Genomic DNA, 19,349 nt, shown 5'->3' with positions numbered 1-19,349 from the left:
GTGGGCCCTACGTTCGAAGCATGCCTCCTGCCAGTACCGGGGCGGCCACGATCACCGTGGTCGCCTCGCCCCAGCCGTCCCCCGCCGCCGACGCCCCCGTACCCGCCGCCGCGACCGCCGTCGCGGGGCCTGCGGCCACGGCCGGTCCCGCCGAACCGGACCGCCTCGAACCCGGCCGCCCCGGCTATCGCCGGATGAGCTTCGCCCTCTTCGCCGCGGGTGTCGCGACCTTCGCGCTCCTCTACTCCACGCAGGCCCTGCTGCCCGCCGTCTCCGCCTCGCTGGGCGCCACGGCCGGGCAGGCCAGCTGGACGGTCTCCGCCGCGACGGGCGCGCTGGCGCTGTGCGTGCTGCCGCTGAGCGCGCTCTCCGAGCGGTTCGGGCGGCGGCAGATGATGACCGCGTCGCTGACGGTCGCCGTACTGGTCGGGCTGCTCGTGCCCTTCGCCCCCTCGCTGGGCTGGCTCGTCGCACTGCGCGCCGTACAGGGCGCGGCACTGGCCGGGCTGCCCGCCTCCGCGATGGCGTACCTGGCGGAGGAGGTGCGGCCCAAGGCGCTGGTGGCCGCGATCGGACTGTTCGTGGCGGGCAACAGCATCGGCGGCATGAGCGGCCGGATCCTCACCGGCTGGATCGCCCAGCTGTGGGGCTGGCGGGCGGCGCTCGGCGCGGTCGGGCTGCTCGCCGCGGCCTGCGCGGTCGCGTTCCACTTCATGATCCCCAAGGCGCGGCACTTCACCCCGGGTTCGCTGAACCCGAAGGCCGTGGCGCGGACGGTGCGCGGGCATCTCGCCGATCCGCTGCTGCGTCGGCTGTACGCGATCGGCGCGCTGTTCATGACGGTGTTCGGCGCGGTCTACACCGTGATCGGCTACCGGCTGGTGGCGGAGCCGTTCAACCTTCCGCAGGGTGTCGTCGGCTCGATCTTCCTCGTCTACCTCGTCGGTACGGTCTCCTCCGCCGCGGCCGGAAAGCTGGTCGCCCGGCTCGGCCGCCGGGGCGCGCTGTATCTGGCCGTCTCCACGACCGCCGCCGGACTGCTGTTCTCGCTCGCCGACGACGTGGCCCTCGTGCTCCTCGGACTGGTGCTGATCACGGCGGGCTTCTTCGCCGGACACGCGGTCGCTTCCTCGGCCGTGAGCCGTACGGCGACGAAGGGCCGGGCCCAGGCCTCGGCGCTCTACCAGTCCGCGTACTACCTGGGGTCCAGCGCGGGCGGCACGCTCGGCGCGGTCGCCTTCCACGCCGCCGGCTGGTCCGGAACGGTCTCACTGGGGCTGCTCGCGGTTCTCGGCGTCGTCACGGTCACGCTGTACGGGTCGCGGGCCGCACGGCGTCGACCGGGTCCCGGCAGCGTGCCCGCAGCACCGACGGCGACGTCCGTAAGCCCCCGGCACGGCACCTGACCAGGCACGTCGGCACCTGTATCGAACTGAGACATTCGGCGCACAACCAACCACTCCTCGACGCGCGTCTAGTGCTGTGGCCGGAAGCACCTGTCTGAGCGCGAAGAGGAGTTCGGCGGCATGAGAGTCGCAGGGAAAGCACGAGGGGTCCGGACGCGGCGCGTACTCGCGGTGTCCGTGGCCGGTCTGACGGCGGTGCCCGCCGTCGTCCTGGGCACCGGCGGATCCGCGCAGGCCGCGTCCTGCACGGCATCCACCGGGCCGTACCAGAAGCAGGTCGAGAAGTACCTGCACCGGCCGGTCGACGGCAAGCAGTCGGCCGCCGACTGCAAGGCGATCCGGTCGTTCCAGAACACCTACGGGGTCACCCCCGCGATCGGTTACGCCGGTACGGTCACCTGGCGCACGATGAAGACCCTCACCGCCCAGAAGGCGGCCGGCAAGACCCCGAACAAGGACAAGAAGTGCCCCACGAACAAGGGGCGCATCGCGTGTGTGGACCTGACCCGGCAGCTGAGCTGGATCCAGGACGGCGGGAAGCTGAAGTTCGGTCCGGTGCCGGTGCGGACCGGGCGGGACGGGTACGAGACCCGTACCGGGCTGAAGAAGGTCTACTGGCGGCACATCGACCACGTCTCGACGATCTACCACGTGTCGATGCCGTACTCCCAGTTCTTCGACGGCGGGCAGGCGTTCCACTCGGTCGGTCTGAAGATGTGGAACAACCCGGGGTCGCACGGCTGCGTCAACATGCGGGACGCCGACGCGAAGGCGTACTGGAAGCTGCTGAAGAACGGCGACGACGTGTACGTGTACGGGCGCAAGCCCGGCACCTGAGCCCATCGGCCCCTGACCGCTTCCGCACCTGAGCCCGTCGGCACCCGCCCGATTCCGCACCCGGGCCCGCCGGCACCCGAGTCCGTCCGCACCGCGTCGTCCTCGCCGTCCCGTACGCGGTGCGCCGGGGCGGGCACGGCTTGGCCTCTTCCCACCCCCGTTGTCAGTGGGCTCCGATAGCGTCCGAAGTACCGAAGTGATCGGTGTCACAGGGCAACAGGGGTGGAGCGATGAGTGATCTGACGGTGCCGGCGGGGACGGCGGACATCGACAGCCTGCTGGAGGGACACCGGATCGAGCTGACCGGCTACTGCTACCGGATGCTCGGCTCGGCCTTCGAGGCGGAGGACACCGTACAGGACACATTGGTGCGCGCCTGGCGCAACTTCGAGAAGTTCGAGGGGCGTTCGTCGCTGCGCTCCTGGCTGTACCGCATCGCCACCAACGTCTGCCTGGACATGCTGAACGCGGGCAGCAAGCGCGCCCGGCCGGTCGACCTGTCGGGCCCGACACCGCTCGCCGACGCGGCGCTCAACCCGCTGCCGGAGAACACCTGGCTGGAGCCGATGCCGGACGGGCGGATCCTGCCGTCGGTCGACGACCCGGCGGAGGCCGCGGTGGCGCGCGAGTCGGTGCGGCTCGCGTTCGTCGCGGCGTTGCAGCATCTGCCGCCCAAGCAGCGGGCCGTGCTGATCCTGCGCGAGGTACTGGCCTGGAGGGCGAGCGAGGTCGCCGAGCTGCTCGACACCTCGGTCGCCTCGGTGAACAGCGCCCTCCAGCGGGCGCGTGCCACGCTCTCGGAGCACGCGGGCAAGCCCGTCGACACCGCGAACCCGCTCGACGAGGAGCAGCGCAAACTCCTCGAACGGTACGTCGCCGCCTTCGAGGAGTACGACATGGCGGCGCTGACCGCGCTGCTCCACGAGGACGCCGTGATGACCATGCCGCCGTTCGACCTCTGGCTCCGGGGGCACGCCGACATCACCGGCTTCATGCAGACCATCGGCGCGGCCTGCGCGGGCTCGCGACTGGTGGCGACGGAGGCGAACGGCACCCCGGCGTTCGCGCACTACAAGCCGAATCCGGACGGCCCGGGGTTCGTGCCGTGGGCGGTGCAGGTCATCGACATCTCGGAGGGCTCCATCACGGGGATGCACTGTTTCCTGGACACGCCCCGCTGGTTCCCGCTGTTCGGGCTGCCGGACCGGGTGGACGCCGACGCGGTGTGAGACCCGGCCCACGCGGCATGGGACGCGGCCGACGCGGCATGGGACGCGGTGCACGGAAACGGGCTCGTGGCGGGCTGGGTGGTGCCGGTGGCCGGGGGCTGGGCGCCACGCAGCGGCTCGGCGGGCCCTCCGCCACCTACGGCCCCTCGCCGGGTGCGCCCCGGGTCCCGGACCTCGCCCCCCGTACGTCACGGCTCCGGCCCCGGCGCCCGGGCCCCCGGTCCGGAGCCGCGGCCTTCGGGGGGCGGCCCGCCTGCCCCGGGCCCCGGCCCGCGGTCCCCACGTTCCGCCCCGTGGTTCACGTCCAGCACACCGGACAGCCCCAACAGGTCGAGCAGGGCGAGCAGTTCGGGGGGTGCGTTGCGCAGGCGCAGGCGCTTGCCGCCCGCCCGCAGGGCGACGAGTCCCAGGCGTGCCACGGCCTCGACCAGGACCAGGTCCACGCGCGCGACACCGCCCACATCGCAGTCCACCCGGTCGTCCGGGACACGTACGGCACCCTCGGCGTCGTACAGCAGGGACTCCAGCTCGGCGCAGAGTCCCGGTACCGCGACCCGCGTGACGCGGCCGGTGACGACGAGCACCTTCGGGGTCATCGATTCCACGTCGGACAGACCGGTCCCGCGGCCGAAACTCATCGCTTCCGTTTTCCGTCCGCTCGGCGCCGTGTGGCCTCATCACCGCCCCGTGGCGGGCCGCACCCCGCCCTCCGGGTCCCGTTCGGTGCCCGCAAGCGCTCCGTCAGCGAACAACTTGCGTCAACTACGTTTATCTATACGCCACCTGTGAACCTGTGCGATCAATTCCCCCTCTAGCTACACGACCGGTCTGTACCAGCGGTCCGACGGTTCGGCCTTTTGCCGCCCGGCTGTTCAGCCTTGAGCTGCTCGGTTGTTCGGCTGCCACGGCCGTGCCGTCGGACCGACTGACCAGTGGCCCTCGTGGGCCGCCTGATTCTCCAGGGGGAGAGTTGCGCAAACACGTGAGAAGCGCGTGTGTCTCGACCATCGCCGCGGCCGCCGCCGTGGCCCTCGCGGCGGGTATGACCACCCCGGCCGCGGCCCAGCCGACGCCCGCCCGGTCGGCGGGCACCGCCGCCGGGGCGACGCACGAGCTGACGCTCATCACCGGCGACCGCGTCACGGTGGACGCCAAGGGCCGGGTGCTGCGGTTCCTGCCCGCGAAGGGGCGTGAACACATACCCGTGCAGCGGCAGATGCGCGACGGGCACACCCTGCTCGTCCCCGCCGACGCCCACCGGCTGATCAACTCCGGGAAGCTGGACCGCCGGCTGTTCGACATCACCGAGCTGAACCGCGCGGAGATCCGCAAGGCCCAGAAGTCCGGCCTGAAGCTGATCGTCTCCTACCGGGGCGCGCGGGCGTCGGCCGCGAAGGCCGAGGTCCACGATGCGGGCGCCACCCGGGTCGGCCGGACCCTGAACTCGCTGAACGCCGAGTCGGTGACCACGCCGGTGGACGACGCCCAGGAGATCTGGCAGGCGCTCACCAGCAAGCCGTCGCGCGGTGTCCAGCGCACCACGGCCGCGGGGATCGACCGGGTCTGGCTGGACGGCGTACGCAGGGCGAGCCTCGACAAGAGCGTCCCGCAGATCGGCACCCCGGCCGCCTGGAAGGCGGGCTACACCGGCAAGGGCGTCAAGATCGCCGTCCTGGACACCGGTGTGGACGACACCCACCCGGACCTCAAGGGCCAGGTCCTGGAGGCGAAGAACTTCTCCACCTCGTCCGACGCCAAGGACCGGTACGGCCACGGCACGCACGTGGCGTCGATCGCCACCGGTACGGGCGCCAAGTCCGGCGGGAAGTTCAAGGGCGTGGCCCCGGACGCCAAGCTGCTCGCGGGCAAGGTGCTCGACGACAACGGCTTCGGCGACGACTCCGGCATCCTGGCGGGCATGGAGTGGGCGGTCGCGCAGGGCGCGGACGTCGTCAACCTGAGCCTCGGCGGCGGGGACACCCCGGAGGTCGACCCGCTCGAAGCGGCCGTCAACAAGCTGTCGGCCGACAAGGGCGTGCTGTTCGCCATCGCGGCGGGCAACGAGGGCGACGACCCCGGTACGGTCGGCTCCCCGGGCAGCGCGGACGCCGCGCTGACCGTCGGCGCGGTCGACGACAAGGACCAGCTGGCCGACTTCTCCAGCCGCGGCCCGCGCGTCGGCGACGGTGCGATCAAGCCCGACGTCACCGCTCCCGGCGTGGACATCACGGCCGCCGCCGCCCCCGGTTCCGTCATCGACCGGGAAGAGGGCCAGAACCCGGCCGGCTACCTGACGATCTCCGGTACGTCGATGGCGACCCCGCACGTCGCGGGTGCCGCGGCGCTCCTCAAGCAGCAGCACCCGGACTGGAAGTACACCGAGCTCAAGGGGGCCCTCACGGCCTCGACGAAGCCGGGCGCGTACACCCCGTTCCAGCAGGGTTCGGGCCGGATCGCCGTCGACCGGGCGATCGCCCAGACCGTCGTCGCCGACCCGGTGTCGCTGAACTTCGGCGTGCAGCAGTGGCCGCACACCGACGACACCCCGGTCACCAAGCAGATCACGTACCGCAACCTGGGGACGACGGACGTCACCCTCGACCTCGCGGTCACCGCCACCGGGCCGAAGGGCGAGCCCGCCCCGGCCGGCTTCTTCACCCTCGGCAAGGACAAGGTCACCGTCCCCGCGGGCGGCACCGTCGACGTGCCGCTGACCGTGGACACCCGGCTCGGCGGCAACGCCGACGGCAGCTACTCGGCGTACGTCGTCGGGACCGGCGGCGGCCAGACCGTCCGCACCGCCGCCGCGGTCGAGCGCGAGATCGAGTCGTACGACCTCACCCTCAAGGTCATCGGACGCGACGGCAAGCCCGCCACGTTCTACGAGAACGACCTGGCCGGACTCTCCGGCCCGGCGTTCGGCACCTGGCTCCACCCGACGGGCGAGAACGGCACGGCGAAGGTGCGCGTGCCCAAGGGCGGCTACATGCTCAACACGGCTGTCCACACCGACCCGGAGGACAGCACCAAGGGCACCGACTGGCTGACCCAGCCGAAGCTGGACATCAGCAAGAACACCAGCGTCACCCTCGACGCGCGCACGACGAAGCCGGTGGAGATCACTCTGCCCGTCACCGGCACGAAGGACCTGCTGGCCGCGCCTGAGCTCCAGTTCAACACCGAGCAGACCGGCTACGGCTACGGCTGGTACCTGAAGTCGTACAAGGGTCTGCGCACCGCGCACCTGGGCCCGAAGGTGACGGACGGCTCGCTCTCCCAGCAGTGGATCGGTACGTGGACCAAGGGGGCCGCGACCCGGTACGACATCGCGGTCGGCGGGCCGGTGACCCAGGCCGCGACCGGGTACAAGCGGAAGTTCACCGCCGGTCAGATGGCCAAGGTGAACCTCGCTCTCGGCTCGTCCGTCAAGGGCAAGACCGGTGCGGTCGGGGCATGGGGCCTGCTCCCCGGTTCGTCCGGCTCCTGGGGAGACTTGTCCACGCACAAGATCCCCGGCATCGTCACCGCGTACGTGTCCACCGCCGACAAGGTGAAGTGGTCCTTCGACTTCCTGCAGGAAGGCGGGGTGGACCCGGACGGCTACCCGGACATCGAGTCCAACTACACGCTCGGCGACCCGCAGACCTTCAAGGCGGGCGGCACGTACACCAAGAAGGCCAACACCGCGGTGTTCGGCCCCGCGCTCGGCACCGACCTGGGGCTCCTCCGCGACGGCGACGAAATCGGCGGGCAGGTGCTGCTGACGGCCGACGGAAGCGGCAACCTCGGGGCGCAGTCCTACAGTTCGGTCAAGACCGTGCTGTACCGCAACGGCAAGAAGCTCGTCCAGAACGAGAACCCGCTGGAGGGCGAGCCCATCTCCGTGCCGTCCGGCGCGGCCGACTACCGGCTGACCACCTCCGTGCGGGTCTCCCCCAAGGTGTCGGCCGTCTCCAGCCGTGTCGACGCCAGTTGGACCTTCCGGTCGAAGAAGACCGGTGCCCCGACCGCGCTGCCGGTCTCCACGGTCCGCTTCACGCCCAATGTGACGCTGGACGGCAAGGTCACCGCGGGCAAGACCGCCTCCGTGCCGGTGCAGGTCCAGGGCACGGCCGCCGGTAAGAACCTCAAGTCTCTTACGGTGTACGTCAGTTACGACGGCGGCAAGACCTGGAAGAAGACCGCGGTCAAGTCGGGCAAGCTCTCGGTGAAGAACCCGGCCAAGGGGAAGTCCATCTCCTACAAGGCCGACGTCGTCGACAAGAAGGGCAACAAGTCCTCGGTGGCGATCTACAACGCCTACTTCGGCAAGTAGGAACGACCGGTACACGGGAACGGCCCGTCCGGGCGGAGGAATCCGTCCGGACGGGCCGTTGCCGTTCCCCGGACGGGAGTGGGGTCCCGTCCGGTGGTCCGGGGCGCGATGCGCGCGCCTGCGCGTTACGCGATGCGCTCGCGCACGACCGGCGTCGGGGTGAAGTCGGTGCCCTCGGGGGCGATGTCGTACGCGCCGGGCAGGGCCTTCAGGGCGTACTCGAACTTCTCGGGCGTGTCGGTGTGCAGGGTCAGCAGCGGCTGCCCGGCCGTGACCGGGTCGCCGGGCCTGGCGTGCAGTTCGACGCCCGCGCCCGCCTGCACCGCGTCCTCCTTGCGGGCCCGGCCGGCGCCGAGCCGCCAGGCGGCCACGCCGATGTCGTACGCGTCCAGCCGGGTCAGCACGCCGGTGGCCGGGGCCGTGACCACGTGCCGCTCGCGGGCGACCGGGAGCGCGGCGTCCGGGTCGCCGCCCTGGGCGGAGATCATGCGGCGCCAGACGTCCATTGCCGAGCCGTCGGCGAGGGCCTTCTCCGGGTCGGCGTCCTCCAGTCCGGCCGCGTCCAGCATCTCGCGGGCGAGGGCCAGGGTGAGGTCCACGACGTCCTTCGGGCCGCCGCCCGCCAGCACCTCGACGGACTCGCGCACCTCCAGGGCGTTGCCCGCGGTCAGGCCGAGCGGGGTGGCCATGTCGGTGAGCAGGGCGACCGTCCGCACGCCGCTGTCGGTGCCCAGCGCGACCATGGTGGAGGCCAGTTCGCGGGCGTCCTCGATGGTCTTCATGAACGCGCCGGAGCCCACCTTGACGTCCAGGACGAGTGCGCCGGTGCCCTCGGCGATCTTCTTGGACATGATCGAGCTGGCGATCAGCGGGATGGCCTCGACGGTGCCGGTGACGTCGCGCAGCGCGTACAGCTTCTTGTCGGCGGGGGCGAGCCCGTCACCGGCGGCACAGATCACCGCGCCGGTGGTGTCCAGCACGTTCAGCATCTCCTCGTTCGTGAGGTGCGCGCGCCAGCCGGGGATGGACTCCAGCTTGTCGAGCGTGCCGCCGGTGTGGCCGAGACCCCGGCCGCTGAGCTGCGGCACGGCGGCGCCGCACGCGGCGACCAGCGGGGCGAGCGGCAGCGTGATCTTGTCGCCGACGCCGCCGGTGGAGTGCTTGTCGGTGGTGGGCCGGGAGAGCGACGCGAAGTCCATGCGCTCGCCGGAGGCGATCATCGCGGCGGTCCAGCGGGCGATCTCGGCGCGGTTCATGCCGTTCAGCAGGATCGCCATGGCCAGCGCGGACATCTGCTCGTCGGCGACCTCACCGCGCGTGTACGCGTCGATGACCCAGTCGATCTGTTCGGGGCTCAGCTCGCCCCGGTCGCGCTTGGTGCGGATGACGGAGATGGCGTCCATGTCCTGGGAGTCCTTCCGGCCTGTACGTACGTGCGCAAGAGTCCCGTATGACTCTACGCGCATAGAGGGTGGCGGCGGGGATGGCCCTGTCCGTGGCCCTCCCGACGCACGGGAGGGCCACGGCGGCCCCGTGCCGCCGGTTACGACCTCGCCCACGATCGTCAGCGGCGTCGCACTGCCAATCGTGAGCGAGGTCGTTACGGCTTCAAATGCCCCGGTCCAAACGCCTGCGGCAGCATCTCGTCGAGCGTGCGCAGCCCGTCCGGCGTCTGAAGGACCAGCTCCGGCCCGCCGAACTCGTACAGCAACTGCCTGCACCTGCCGCACGGCACCAGGATCTCGCCCGCCCCGTCCACGCAGGTGAAGTGGGTCAGCCGCCCGCCGCCGGTGACGTGGAGCTGCGAGACCAGTCCGCACTCGGCACACAGCCCGATGCCGTACGAGGCGTTCTCGACGTTGCAGCCGGACACGATCCGCCCGTCGTCGACGAGCGCGGCGGCCCCGACCGGGTAGTGCGAGTAGGGGACGTACGCACGCGTCATGGCGGACCGTGCGGCGCTGCGCAGCGCCGCCCAGTCGACCTCGGCGGGGACGGTCACTTGCCTTGGCCCTTCCGGTAGACCAGCCCGTCCGCCTTCGGCATCCGCAGCCGTTGTGCCGAGAGCGAGAGGACCAGGAGCGTGGTGACGTACGGGGCGGCGTCGACGAACTGGCTCGGGACCTGGTCGGTCAGCGCGTACCAGGTGAAGAGCAGTGCCGAGACGGCAGCCGAGACGACCGCGGCCACGTACTTCTTACGGTACAGCTGCCAGAACAGCACGACGATCAGCAGGATGGCGAGCAGCAGGAGCATGGCGTGGACGTTCTCGGCGCCGCCGCGCAGCTTGAGGCTGTCGGTGAAGCCGAAGAGTCCGGCTCCCAGCGCCAGGCCGCCCGGCATCCAGTTGCCGAAGATCATCGCGGCGAGACCGATGTAGCCGCGGCCGCCGGTCTGGCCCTCCTGGTAGATGCCGGTGGAGACGATCGCGAGGAAGGCCCCGGCGAGTCCGGCCAGACCGCCCGAGACGACGACGGCGATGTACTTGTACTTGTAGACGTTGACGCCGAGCGACTCGGCGGCGACCGGGCTCTCGCCGCAGGAACGCAGCCGCAGGCCGAACGAGGTGCGCCACAGCACCCACCAGGTGCCGGGGACCAGCAGCAGGGCGACAACGGTCAGCCAGGACAGGTTGGTGATCAGACCGCCGGCCATCCCGGCGATGTCGGAGACCAGGAACCAGTGCCTCTGCTGGAGGTCGAGCAGCCAGTCCGACAGCCCCGGAACGGTGATCCGGTCGATCGCGTCGATCCGCGGGGACTGCTTGGAGGAACCTCCCTCGACGCCGTCGAAGGCGAAGTTGGAGAGGTAGCGGGTGAGGCCGACGGCAAGGATGTTGATGGCCACGCCGGAGACGATGTGGTTCACGCCGAAGGTGACGGTGATGATCGCGTGGAGGAGTCCGCCGAGGGCCCCGCCGAGGATGCCGAACAGCACACCCACCCAGGGACCCCATTGGAAACCGGCCCAGGCACCGAACCAGGTGCCGAGGACCATCATGCCTTCGAGGCCGATGTTGACGACGCCCGCGCGCTCGGCCCACAGACCGCCGAGCCCGGCCAGCCCGATCGGGACGGCGAGTTCCAGGGCGCCCGCGACCTGGCCGACGGAGGTCACGTCGTTGGCGCCGCTGATCAGCCGGACCAGCGAGACCAGGGCCAGGGCGCCCGCGATGATCAGCAGGACGACCGGCAGGGAGAGCTTGCGGCGGCCGCCGCTCTTCTTCGGGGCTACGCTCGCGGCGGAGACTTCGGTGGCGCTCACAGTGCGGCCTCCTTCTCGGTCGTGAGGGCGTGCCCTGCGGCGAGTTCCTCGCCGACCTTCTGCTGCTGGCGGCGGGTTGCGTAACGGCGGACCAGCTCATAGCTGACGACGACCGAGATGACGATCAGGCCCTGCATGATCGTGGCGATCTCCTTCTCGTACCCGAACTGGTCAAGGGAGGAGGAGGTCTTGTCCAGGAAGGCGATCAGCAGGGCGCTGAAGGCGATGCCGAGCGGGTTGTTCCGGCCGAGCAGGGCGATGGTGATGCCCGTGAAGCCGATTCCGGTCGGGAAGTCGAGGCTGTAGGTATGGGTGTCGCCGAGGAGCGTCGGCATGCCGGCCAGACCGGCCACCGCCCCGGATATCAGCATCGAGGTGAGGACCATCCTCTTGGCGTCCACGCCGGACGCCTGCGCGGCGCTCTCGCTCTCGCCGGTGGCCCGCAGGTCGAAGCCGAACCGGGTGCGGTTCAGCACGAACCAGTAGACGATGCCGAGGGCCGCCGCGACGAAGGTGAAGCCGTAGATCTCGCCCGCCTCGTCGCCCAGGGACAGGCCGGGGAACCAGCCGGACTCCGGGATGTCGCCCGTGGTCAGGTTGTTGGACCCGGCCGGCTGCACACCGAAGTTCTTCGGCAGGATCAGCCAGGCGACCAGCGCGGTGGCGATGGAGTTGAGCATGATCGTCGAGACGACCTCGCTGACCCCGCGGGTGGTCTTCAGGAAGCCCGCGATACCGGCCCAGAAGGCGCCGACCAGCACGGCGACAATCACGATGAGCGCGAGGTGGAGCGGCCCCGGCAGATCGACGGAGGCGCCGACCAGCGCGGCCGCCATCGCGGCGAGACGGTACTGGCCGTCCACGCCGATGTTGAAGAGGTTCATCCGGAAGCCGACCGCGACCGCGAGGGCGGCGAGGTAGTACGTACCGGCCTGGTTGATGATCAGTACCTGGACGTCCGCGTACGTCGCCGAGTCGAACATCAGCTGGTAGGGCTCGAAGGGGTCCTTCCCCGAGACGAGCAGCACCACCGTGGTGAGCGCGAAGGCCACGACCAGGGCGAGGACCGGGCCCGCGAAGCCCAGGACCAGCCGGTCCTTGTCGAATTTCTTCATCAGGACTCGTCCTCCGGTGCTGCCTCGAGATGACCGGTGGCGGCGCCGGTCATGGCCGAGCCAAGTTCCTCCGGGGTGATGGTGGCGGGATCGGCGTCGGCGACCAGCCGGCCGCGGTACATGACACGCAGGGTGTCGGACAGTCCGATCAGTTCGTCCAGGTCCGCCGAGATGAGCAGGACGGCGAGTCCCTCGCGGCGGGCCGCGCGGATCTGGTCCCAGATCTGCGCCTGTGCCCCGACGTCCACCCCGCGGGTGGGGTGCGCGGCGATCAGCAGCTTCGGTTCGTGGCTCATCTCGCGGCCGACGATCAGCTTCTGCTGGTTGCCACCGGAGAGGGAGGCCGCGGTGACGTCGATGCCGGGGGTGCGGACGTCGTACTCGCGCACGATCCGCTCGGTGTCGGCGCGGGCCGCCTTGATGTCCAGCAGGCCGCCCCGGCTGTTGGGCTTCTCGGTGACGTGGCCGAGGATCCGGTTCTCCCAGAGCGGGGCGTCCAGCAGGAGGCCGTGACGGTGGCGGTCCTCGGGGACGTATCCGATGCCGCTCTCCCGCCGCTTGCGGGTGGGGGTGTGCGAGATGTCCTCGCCGTCGAGCGTGATCAGTCCGCGGTCGGGGGCTCGCATCCCGATCAGTGTCTCGATCAGCTCGGTCTGGCCGTTGCCCTCGACACCGGCGATGCCCAGGACCTCGCCCTTGCGGATGGTGAAGTCGATGCCGGCCAGCACGTCACGCGTCGCGCCGTCCGGGTCGGTCGCGCCGAGCGCGAGGTTCTCGACCCGGAGCATCGGGACGTCCGTCACCGTGGACTCGCGGGTCTCGGGCGAGGGCAGTTCGCTGCCGACCATCAGCTCGGCCAGCTGCTTGGTGGTGGTCGTGGCCGGGTCGGCGGTGCCGACCGTCGTGCCGCGGCGGATCACCGTGATGTCGTCGGCGACCGACAGCACCTCGCCCAGCTTGTGCGAGATGAAGATGACGGTGAGGCCCTCGGCCTTCAGCTCACGCAGGTTGTCGAAGAGCGCGTCGACCTCCTGCGGCACGAGGACGGCCGTCGGCTCGTCCAGGATGAGGATGCGCGCGCCCCGGTAGAGGACCTTGAGGATCTCCACGCGCTGGCGGTCGGCGACGCCCAGGTCCTCGACGAGGGCGTCGGGCCTGATGCCCAGACCGTACGCGTCCGATATCTCCATGATCTTCCGGCGCGCGGCGGAGCCGATGCCGTGCAGCTTCTCGCCGCCGAGGACCACGTTCTCCAGCACGGTGAAGTTGTCGGCGAGCATGAAGTGCTGGTGCACCATGCCGATGCCGCGGCCGATGGCGTCGGCAGGACTGCCGAACACCGCCTCGGCCCCATCGATCTTGATCGTCCCCTCGTCCGGTTTCTGCATGCCGTAGAGGATCTTCATCAGGGTGGACTTGCCGGCACCGTTCTCGCCGACGAGGGCGTGAACCGTGCCCTTGCGGACGGTGATGTCGATGTCGCGGTTGGCGACGACGCCCGGAAAGCGCTTGGTGATGCCGTGCAGTTCCACGGCGGGGGGACTACTGGACGCGTTGATGACGCACTCTCCTCGGCCGGACAGGAGCGGGGACATGGGGGGACAGGGGCGGGCTGAAGCTATCGCGGCAAGGGGTGATCTACGCGCGTAGTGCTCCCGAATCGTGAGACTCCGACGTGCGACGAAACCGAAAACCCGGCTTCGTGGCCCGTACGGAGCGGACTCGGGGTCCCCGCGAGAAGGACGGGTCCGGTGCGGAGGGAACGCCGCACCGGACCCGTCCGCGTAAAGCGCCCGCGGGCCCGGAGCGGCGATGGGGGCACGCGCTCCGGGCTCACGACGGACCGGTCGTAGACAAAGGCCGTTACGGGGCGGTCTTGACGGTGATCTTGCCTTCGACGATGGCCTTCTTCGCCTTGTCGACCGCGGCGGTGACGTCGGCCATCTTCGTGAAGGCCGGGTTGGAGTCGGCCAGACCGACGCCGTCCTTGTCCAGGCCGTAGCGGACCTCACCGGTCTGCGGCTTGCCGTCCTTGACCGACTTGATCAGGTCGAAGACGGACTCCGGCACGTCCTTGGTGACCGAGGTCAGGATCTGGTCCTTGTAAGCGGCCAGGCCCTTCTGGTTGTACTGGTCGGAGTCGACGCCGATGGCCCACTTGCCCGCCTTCGCGGTGGCCTCGATGGACCCGGAGCCGGCCAGACCGGCCGCCGAGTAGATGACGTCGGCCTTCTTGTCGAGCTGACCCTGGGCGGCGGCCTTGCCAAGGTCGGGCTTGGAGAAGCCGTCGTAATTCGGCGGCTGGGTCAGGTACTGCGACAGGACCTTCACCGACGGGTCGGTGTCCTTCACACCCTGCTCGAAGCCCGCCTGGAACTTCTTGATCAGCGGGGTCTCCACACCGCCGATGAAGCCGACCGTCTTGGACTTGGTCACCTTGGCCGCCGCGACACCGGCGAGGTACGAGCCCTGCTCCTCGTTGAAGACCATGTTGGCGATGTTCTTGCCGGTCTTCGAGGAGTCGTCAATGATGCCGAAGGTGGTCTTCGGGAACTTCGCCGCGACCTTCTCGATGGCGGGCGCGTACGCGAAGCCGACGCCGATCACCGGGTTGTTGCCGGCGCGGGCCAGCGTGGTGAGACGCTGCACCTTGTCGGCGTCCGCCTCGCCGTCCGACGGCTCGGCCTCGGTGCCCTTGAAGCCGAGCTCCTTCTCCGCCTTGGCCAGGCCGGCGTAGGCGGCGTCGTTGAACGACTGGTCGCCGCGTCCACCGACGTCGTACGCGATGGCGGCCTTGGCTTCCTTGGAGTCGGAACCGGCGTCCGACGAGGACTTGCCACCGCACGCGGAGGCAGTGAGCGCGAGGGTCGCGGTGACGGCACACGCAGCGGTGATCTTGGATACCCGGCGCAAGGGAAGGCTCCTTCAAACCTGACCGAAGCGCCTCTTCCGGCGCTGGTTTCGCGGCGATCGTAACGCGCGTAGATGTCAGATAAGGCCCCGTACGGAAGCCGTTATCGGATCGTCGCGAACGGGGGGTGACACCTTCGGTCACGGATGGTTGCCGTGCAGCAACGCGGAGGCAGTGAAGAGCTCCACGGCGACCGTGATGGCCCGTTCGTCGGCGTCGAAATCGCCGCGATGCAGGTCGAGCCGGGCACTGTCGCCGGGGGTGCGGACACCGAGGCGGGCCATGGAGCCGGGGACGTGCTCCAGGTACCAGGAGAAGTCCTCGCCGCCCAGGCTCTGCTCGGTGCTCTCGATCGCGTCGGCGCCGCGGCGCGCGGTCATCGCGGCGGCGAGCAGATCGGTGACGGACGCGTCGTTCACGACGGGCGGGACGCCGCGGACATAGTTGATCAAGGTCTTGGCGCCGTACATCCCGGCGACCTCGTCGACCGCCGCGTGCACCAGGTCGGGCGCCTCGCGCCAGGCGGCCAGCTCCAGGCAGCGCACGGTGCCGGAGAGCTCGGCGTGCTGCGGGATCACGTTGCAGGCGTGCCCGACATGCAGCCGTCCCCAGGTGACGGCGAGTCCGGCGCGGGCGTCGACGCGGCGGGACAGCAGCGCGGGCACCTCGGTGGCGACCTTGGCGGCGGCGGTGACCAGGTCGGTGGTCAGGTGCGGCCGGGCGGTGTGCCCGCCGGGGCCGTCGAGGCCGATCTCCAGCCGGTCGCAGGCGGAGGTGATCGCGCCGACCTTCAGCCCGACCCGCCCCACGTCCACCCTCGGGTCGCAGTGCACGGCGATGATCCGGCCGACGCCCTCCAGTGCCCCGGACGCGATGGCGTCGGGCGCCCCGCCGGGCAGCACCTCCTCGGCCGGCTGGAAGATCAGGCGCACGGGGTTCGGGAGCAGCCCCTCGCGGTCGAGCTCGGCGAGCACGAGCCCGGCGCCGAGGACCGAGACGGTGTGGACGTCGTGTCCGCAGGCGTGGGCCCGGTCGGGGACGGTGGAGCGGTACGGGACCCCCGACTTGGTGTCCGGGATCGGCAGGGCGTCGATGTCCGCGCGCAGGGCGAGCATCGGCCGGGTGGAGTCGTCCCGCGTGCCCACGTCGCAGACGAGTCCGGTCCCGGTGGAGAGGACCCGGGGCCGCAGCCCGGCCTTCTCCAGCCGGGCCTTGATGGCCGCGGTGGTGCGGAACTCCTGGTTGCCCAGCTCGGGGTGCATGTGCAGGTCGCGCCGGAAGGCGATCAACTCGGCGCGCAGGGTGTCGGACAGGGTGCCGGGGAGGGGGTCGCCAGAGGTCGTGGGAACAGCATCGGACGCGCGGGACATCAAGTGGTTCACCCGGTGAAGGGTACGTCTCTTCCCCCTTCAACTGACCATGAAACAAGAAAAGTTCAGCCACACAGACGAATAAATGACCGGGTCGCTGCGTGTGAGCTGACGACGAGGTGGGTAAACTCGCGCATTTCGATCGCCGGGCGCACGCGGGGCGCAAGACGGGCCCGTTCGAGTGAACGGGCCCGCGCCCCTCACCTCGTCCCTCTCACGCTCCTCCTCCGCCTCGCCTCCCTCACCTCCGTGCGTCGGACAGCGCACGCCGCACCGGCAGCAGTGCGAGCCCGAGGCACAGCCCGCCGACCGGCAGCAGGTCCAGGCTCACCGCCATCAGCACCGTCGCGACCAGCACCAGCGGCGGGGTCCGCCCCGGCACCAGGTCCGGGCGGAAGAGGGCGAGCAGGGCGACGAGGGCCAGCAGGCCGAGCCAGAACAGCATCGGCACCACGGCGTAGACGAGCGGCACCACCCCGGGCACGTCCTGCACCCTCTCGAACAGTTCGCTCATGGCGTCCTCGTCCGCCGCGAGGAACCCGACGACCAGGTCGATCCCCGCCTGCACCGCGACCGCCGCCGCACCGGCCAGCCCGATCAGGGCCGCCGCCCCGACCGCCACTCCCCTGCCGCCCAGTACGCCCGCCGCCCTCCACAGCCCCAAGAAGACCGGCACGAACGCCAACACCCCGGCCAGGAACAGCAGATGGGCCGCCGACCACCACACCCCGGGCCCGTAGTCGTCGAGCCCCCGCCCGACGAGTCGCACCACCCCGTACGCCGCCATCAGGACGGGTCCGGCGATCAGGGCCGCACCGACGAAAGGAATATGACGGCCTGTCACTTCACTTCGTTCCATGGGCCGATACTCGCTCCGGGCCGCCCCCTCCCACCATCAGGGATGGACCCCAACAAACCCTGAGCGCGGGCCGCTCCGAGCTCGGGGTGGCACCTTCCCGCCACACCTCCGGCATGGGTGCGCGGACACCGGTTCCTCCGCCCGCCCCGGACCGGCAGCGGGAGCCGAAGAAGAGGGCCGACAGGCGGGCCCGGCGGAGGGAAGACCGACGGAAGGGGCGGCAGAATCGGGCCATCACGCCTCACACCAACCCGAATCGGCGAGAGTTATGTGATTTCGGACTAAAAATTACATTTCAGCCGCTCTGTTCATCGCGATGCCTTCCGCAGGCAACCAACCACACCTTCTCCCCATCATCCTTCACGATCGGTCACATTCACCAGGAGTGGAAACGGTCGCCGACGGGTACGGCGCCGGGACTCCCGCGTCGGCCGGTCGCCCATGTCCGCGTGCGGGGCACCAGGCCCGGCGTCCAGGTCTCGGAGCGTGTCTGTGTCGAAGGTGTCCCGTAGAGCGGCGTTGGCTGCGTTCGGAATCGGTGCTGCCGCTCTTGCCGGATGCCGGGCGCAGGACGGAACCACCCCGGCCACACACGTCAGCAACAGCCCCTCGGTGCCGCGCAGTCGTGCGGTCCCGAAGGAATGGAACAGGCTGCGGGGCGGCACGAAGAAGGTCTCCGACACCGTCGGCCAGATCCAGGGCTACGCGTCGAAGACCTCCGTCGGCCGCGGGGAGTCGATCGACTTCCACCTGTCGTCGCACCGCAGCCAGACGTGCACGGTGGCCGTCCACCGCGTGGGGCACTACGACGGAACGGGCACCCGGCATCTGCTGACCAGCGACCCGGTGCCCGTGCACCCGCGGCCCAGGCCGGCCGCCGAGGGCGACGCCCGGCTCATCGCCTGCGACTGGCCGGCCTCGTGGACGCTGCGCGTACCGGGGTCGTGGGGGTCGGGGATCTACGTGGCGGTCTTCACGACCGAGGACGGGTACGGCAGTTGCACGCCTTTCGTCGTACGCGACACCGAGCGCCGCTCCGACATCCTGATGGTCGTCCCCTTCACCACGTACCAGGCGTACAACCTCTGGCCCTACGACGGACGCACCGGAAAGAACCTGTACCGCGGCTACAGCCCCGAAGGCGTGTGGGGCGCACCCGAGGACCGCGCGTTCAAGGTCTCCTTCGACCGGCCCTACCCGCAGTCCGGTACGCCGCACTGGTTCGAGCTGGACACCAGCGCGGCGCGGTGGGCGGAGAGCGCCGGTTACGACATCACGTATGCCAGCAGCGTGGACCTGCACGAGGGCCGGGTCGACCCCTCGAAGCACCGCGTGATGATGTTCTCCGGACACGACGAGTACTGGTCCAGGGAGATGCGCGACTGCGCCGAGCGCGCCGTCTCCGCCGGAACCCATCTCGCGTTCCTCACCGCCAACAACATCTACTTCCAGATCCGCGTCGAGGACGCCGACGGCGGCGGTCCGAACCGTGTGGTGACCTGCTACAAGGAGACCACCGACCCCGAACCGGGGCCGGGCGGGCCCACGGTGCGGTGGCGCGAGCTCGGTACGAAGCACCGGCACGCGGAGCAGAGGCTGCTCGGCGTCCAGTACAACGGCATACTCAAGACGCCCGCGCCCCTGGTCGTCCGGGAGAGCGGCCACTGGTTCTGGTCGGGCACCGGTCTGCGGGACGGCGACAGGATCCCGGATCTGATCGCCGTCGAGGCCGACGGCTTCGATCCGGCCATGCCCCGGCCCGCGGGCACCACGCAGACGCTGCTCTCCGCGTCCCCCTACGACGACCGGCTGGGCCGGGGCCATACCGTGCAGAACACCAGCCTGTGCGTCGACGAGCGGGGCACGCAGGTCTTCGTCGCCGGAACGTTCTACTGGCCGCTGGCGCTCTACGAGCCCGGCTTCGTGAACCCGCACGTGCAGCGCGCCACCCACAACCTGCTGTCCCGCATGCTGGCGCGCCGGAACGCCTGAGGGCACGGGCGCGCGCCGCGTCCCCGACGAACCGCCCGGGGCACCCCGTGA

14 protein-coding genes are annotated in these 19,349 nt (G+C 70.4%); 5 read left to right on the top strand and 9 right to left on the bottom strand.

All coding sequences use genetic code 11. The features are described 5' to 3' along the window. The first annotated feature begins 20 nt into the window (after positions 1-20). From AMK22_RS02930 to AMK22_RS02920, 3 genes are all read left to right on the top strand, one after another. Positions 21-1,406 carry an MFS transporter gene (locus AMK22_RS02930; protein ID WP_073781629.1) on the top strand — a complete coding sequence of 462 codons (1,386 nt, stop codon included), beginning with the start codon at positions 21-23 and terminating at the stop codon, positions 1,404-1,406. 120 nt (positions 1,407-1,526) lie between these two features. Beyond that, positions 1,527-2,243: a L,D-transpeptidase gene (locus AMK22_RS02925; protein ID WP_073781628.1), complete on the top strand. Its 717-nt coding sequence runs from the start codon at positions 1,527-1,529 to the stop codon at positions 2,241-2,243. 230 nt (positions 2,244-2,473) lie between these two features. Beyond that, entirely contained in the window at positions 2,474-3,472 is a 999-nt protein-coding gene (locus AMK22_RS02920; RefSeq protein ID WP_073781627.1) for a sigma-70 family RNA polymerase sigma factor, read from the top strand. 188 nt (positions 3,473-3,660) lie between these two features. Here the strand turns inward: AMK22_RS02920 and AMK22_RS02915 are convergent, their stop codons facing one another. Continuing rightward, positions 3,661-4,110, bottom strand: coding sequence for an STAS domain-containing protein (locus AMK22_RS02915; RefSeq protein ID WP_073781626.1), 450 nt, complete (start codon positions 4,108-4,110; stop codon positions 3,661-3,663). 344 nt (positions 4,111-4,454) lie between these two features. Here AMK22_RS02915 and AMK22_RS02910 point away from each other — a divergent pair, with 344 nt between their 5' ends. Continuing rightward, positions 4,455-7,787 carry a S8 family peptidase gene (locus tag AMK22_RS02910; RefSeq protein WP_443333264.1) on the top strand — a complete coding sequence of 1,111 codons (3,333 nt, stop codon included), beginning with the start codon at positions 4,455-4,457 and terminating at the stop codon, positions 7,785-7,787. A 125-nt stretch (positions 7,788-7,912) separates the two neighbouring features. On the opposite strand, the gene AMK22_RS02905 is transcribed toward AMK22_RS02910, so the two are convergent. From AMK22_RS02905 to AMK22_RS02870, 8 genes are all read right to left on the bottom strand, one after another. Further along, positions 7,913-9,190 carry a thymidine phosphorylase gene (locus AMK22_RS02905; protein WP_073781625.1) on the bottom strand — a complete coding sequence of 426 codons (1,278 nt, stop codon included), beginning with the start codon at positions 9,188-9,190 and terminating at the stop codon, positions 7,913-7,915. Between the two features lie 197 nt (positions 9,191-9,387). Further along, the gene (locus AMK22_RS02900; RefSeq protein ID WP_073781624.1) at positions 9,388-9,789 is read right to left on the bottom strand and encodes a cytidine deaminase; all 402 of its coding nucleotides are present in this window, start codon (positions 9,787-9,789) and stop codon (positions 9,388-9,390) included. Continuing rightward, positions 9,786-11,051: an ABC transporter permease gene (locus AMK22_RS02895; RefSeq protein ID WP_073781623.1), complete on the bottom strand. Its 1,266-nt coding sequence runs from the start codon at positions 11,049-11,051 to the stop codon at positions 9,786-9,788. The genes AMK22_RS02900 and AMK22_RS02895 overlap by 4 nt, the downstream gene beginning before the upstream one ends. Continuing rightward, complete coding sequence (locus tag AMK22_RS02890; RefSeq protein WP_073781622.1) at positions 11,048-12,166, bottom strand: ABC transporter permease; 1,119 nt, start codon at positions 12,164-12,166, stop codon at positions 11,048-11,050. Before AMK22_RS02890 ends, AMK22_RS02895 begins: the two co-directional genes overlap by 4 nt. Beyond that, positions 12,166-13,761 carry an ABC transporter ATP-binding protein gene (locus AMK22_RS02885; protein WP_079185895.1) on the bottom strand — a complete coding sequence of 532 codons (1,596 nt, stop codon included), beginning with the start codon at positions 13,759-13,761 and terminating at the stop codon, positions 12,166-12,168. The genes AMK22_RS02890 and AMK22_RS02885 overlap by 1 nt, the downstream gene beginning before the upstream one ends. Positions 13,762-14,029: 268 nt before the next feature. Continuing rightward, the gene (locus AMK22_RS02880) at positions 14,030-15,079 is read right to left on the bottom strand and encodes a BMP family lipoprotein (protein ID WP_073781620.1); all 1,050 of its coding nucleotides are present in this window, start codon (positions 15,077-15,079) and stop codon (positions 14,030-14,032) included. Between the two features lie 138 nt (positions 15,080-15,217). Then, complete coding sequence (locus tag AMK22_RS02875; RefSeq protein WP_199883121.1) at positions 15,218-16,447, bottom strand: amidohydrolase; 1,230 nt, start codon at positions 16,445-16,447, stop codon at positions 15,218-15,220. A 241-nt stretch (positions 16,448-16,688) separates the two neighbouring features. Then, positions 16,689-17,306 carry a hypothetical protein gene (locus AMK22_RS02870; protein ID WP_073781619.1) on the bottom strand — a complete coding sequence of 206 codons (618 nt, stop codon included), beginning with the start codon at positions 17,304-17,306 and terminating at the stop codon, positions 16,689-16,691. 612 nt (positions 17,307-17,918) lie between these two features. Here AMK22_RS02870 and AMK22_RS02865 point away from each other — a divergent pair. Beyond that, on the top strand, positions 17,919-19,298 hold the full coding sequence (locus AMK22_RS02865) for a N,N-dimethylformamidase beta subunit family domain-containing protein (protein WP_242433811.1): 1,380 nt from the start codon (positions 17,919-17,921) through the stop codon (positions 19,296-19,298). Positions 19,299-19,349: the final 51 nt, after the last annotated feature.

It is taken from the genome of Streptomyces sp. CB01580 (assembly GCF_001905795.1).
Classification (GTDB): domain Bacteria; phylum Actinomycetota; class Actinomycetes; order Streptomycetales; family Streptomycetaceae; genus Streptomyces.
This window is presented reverse-complemented; position numbering and strand designations above follow the sequence as displayed.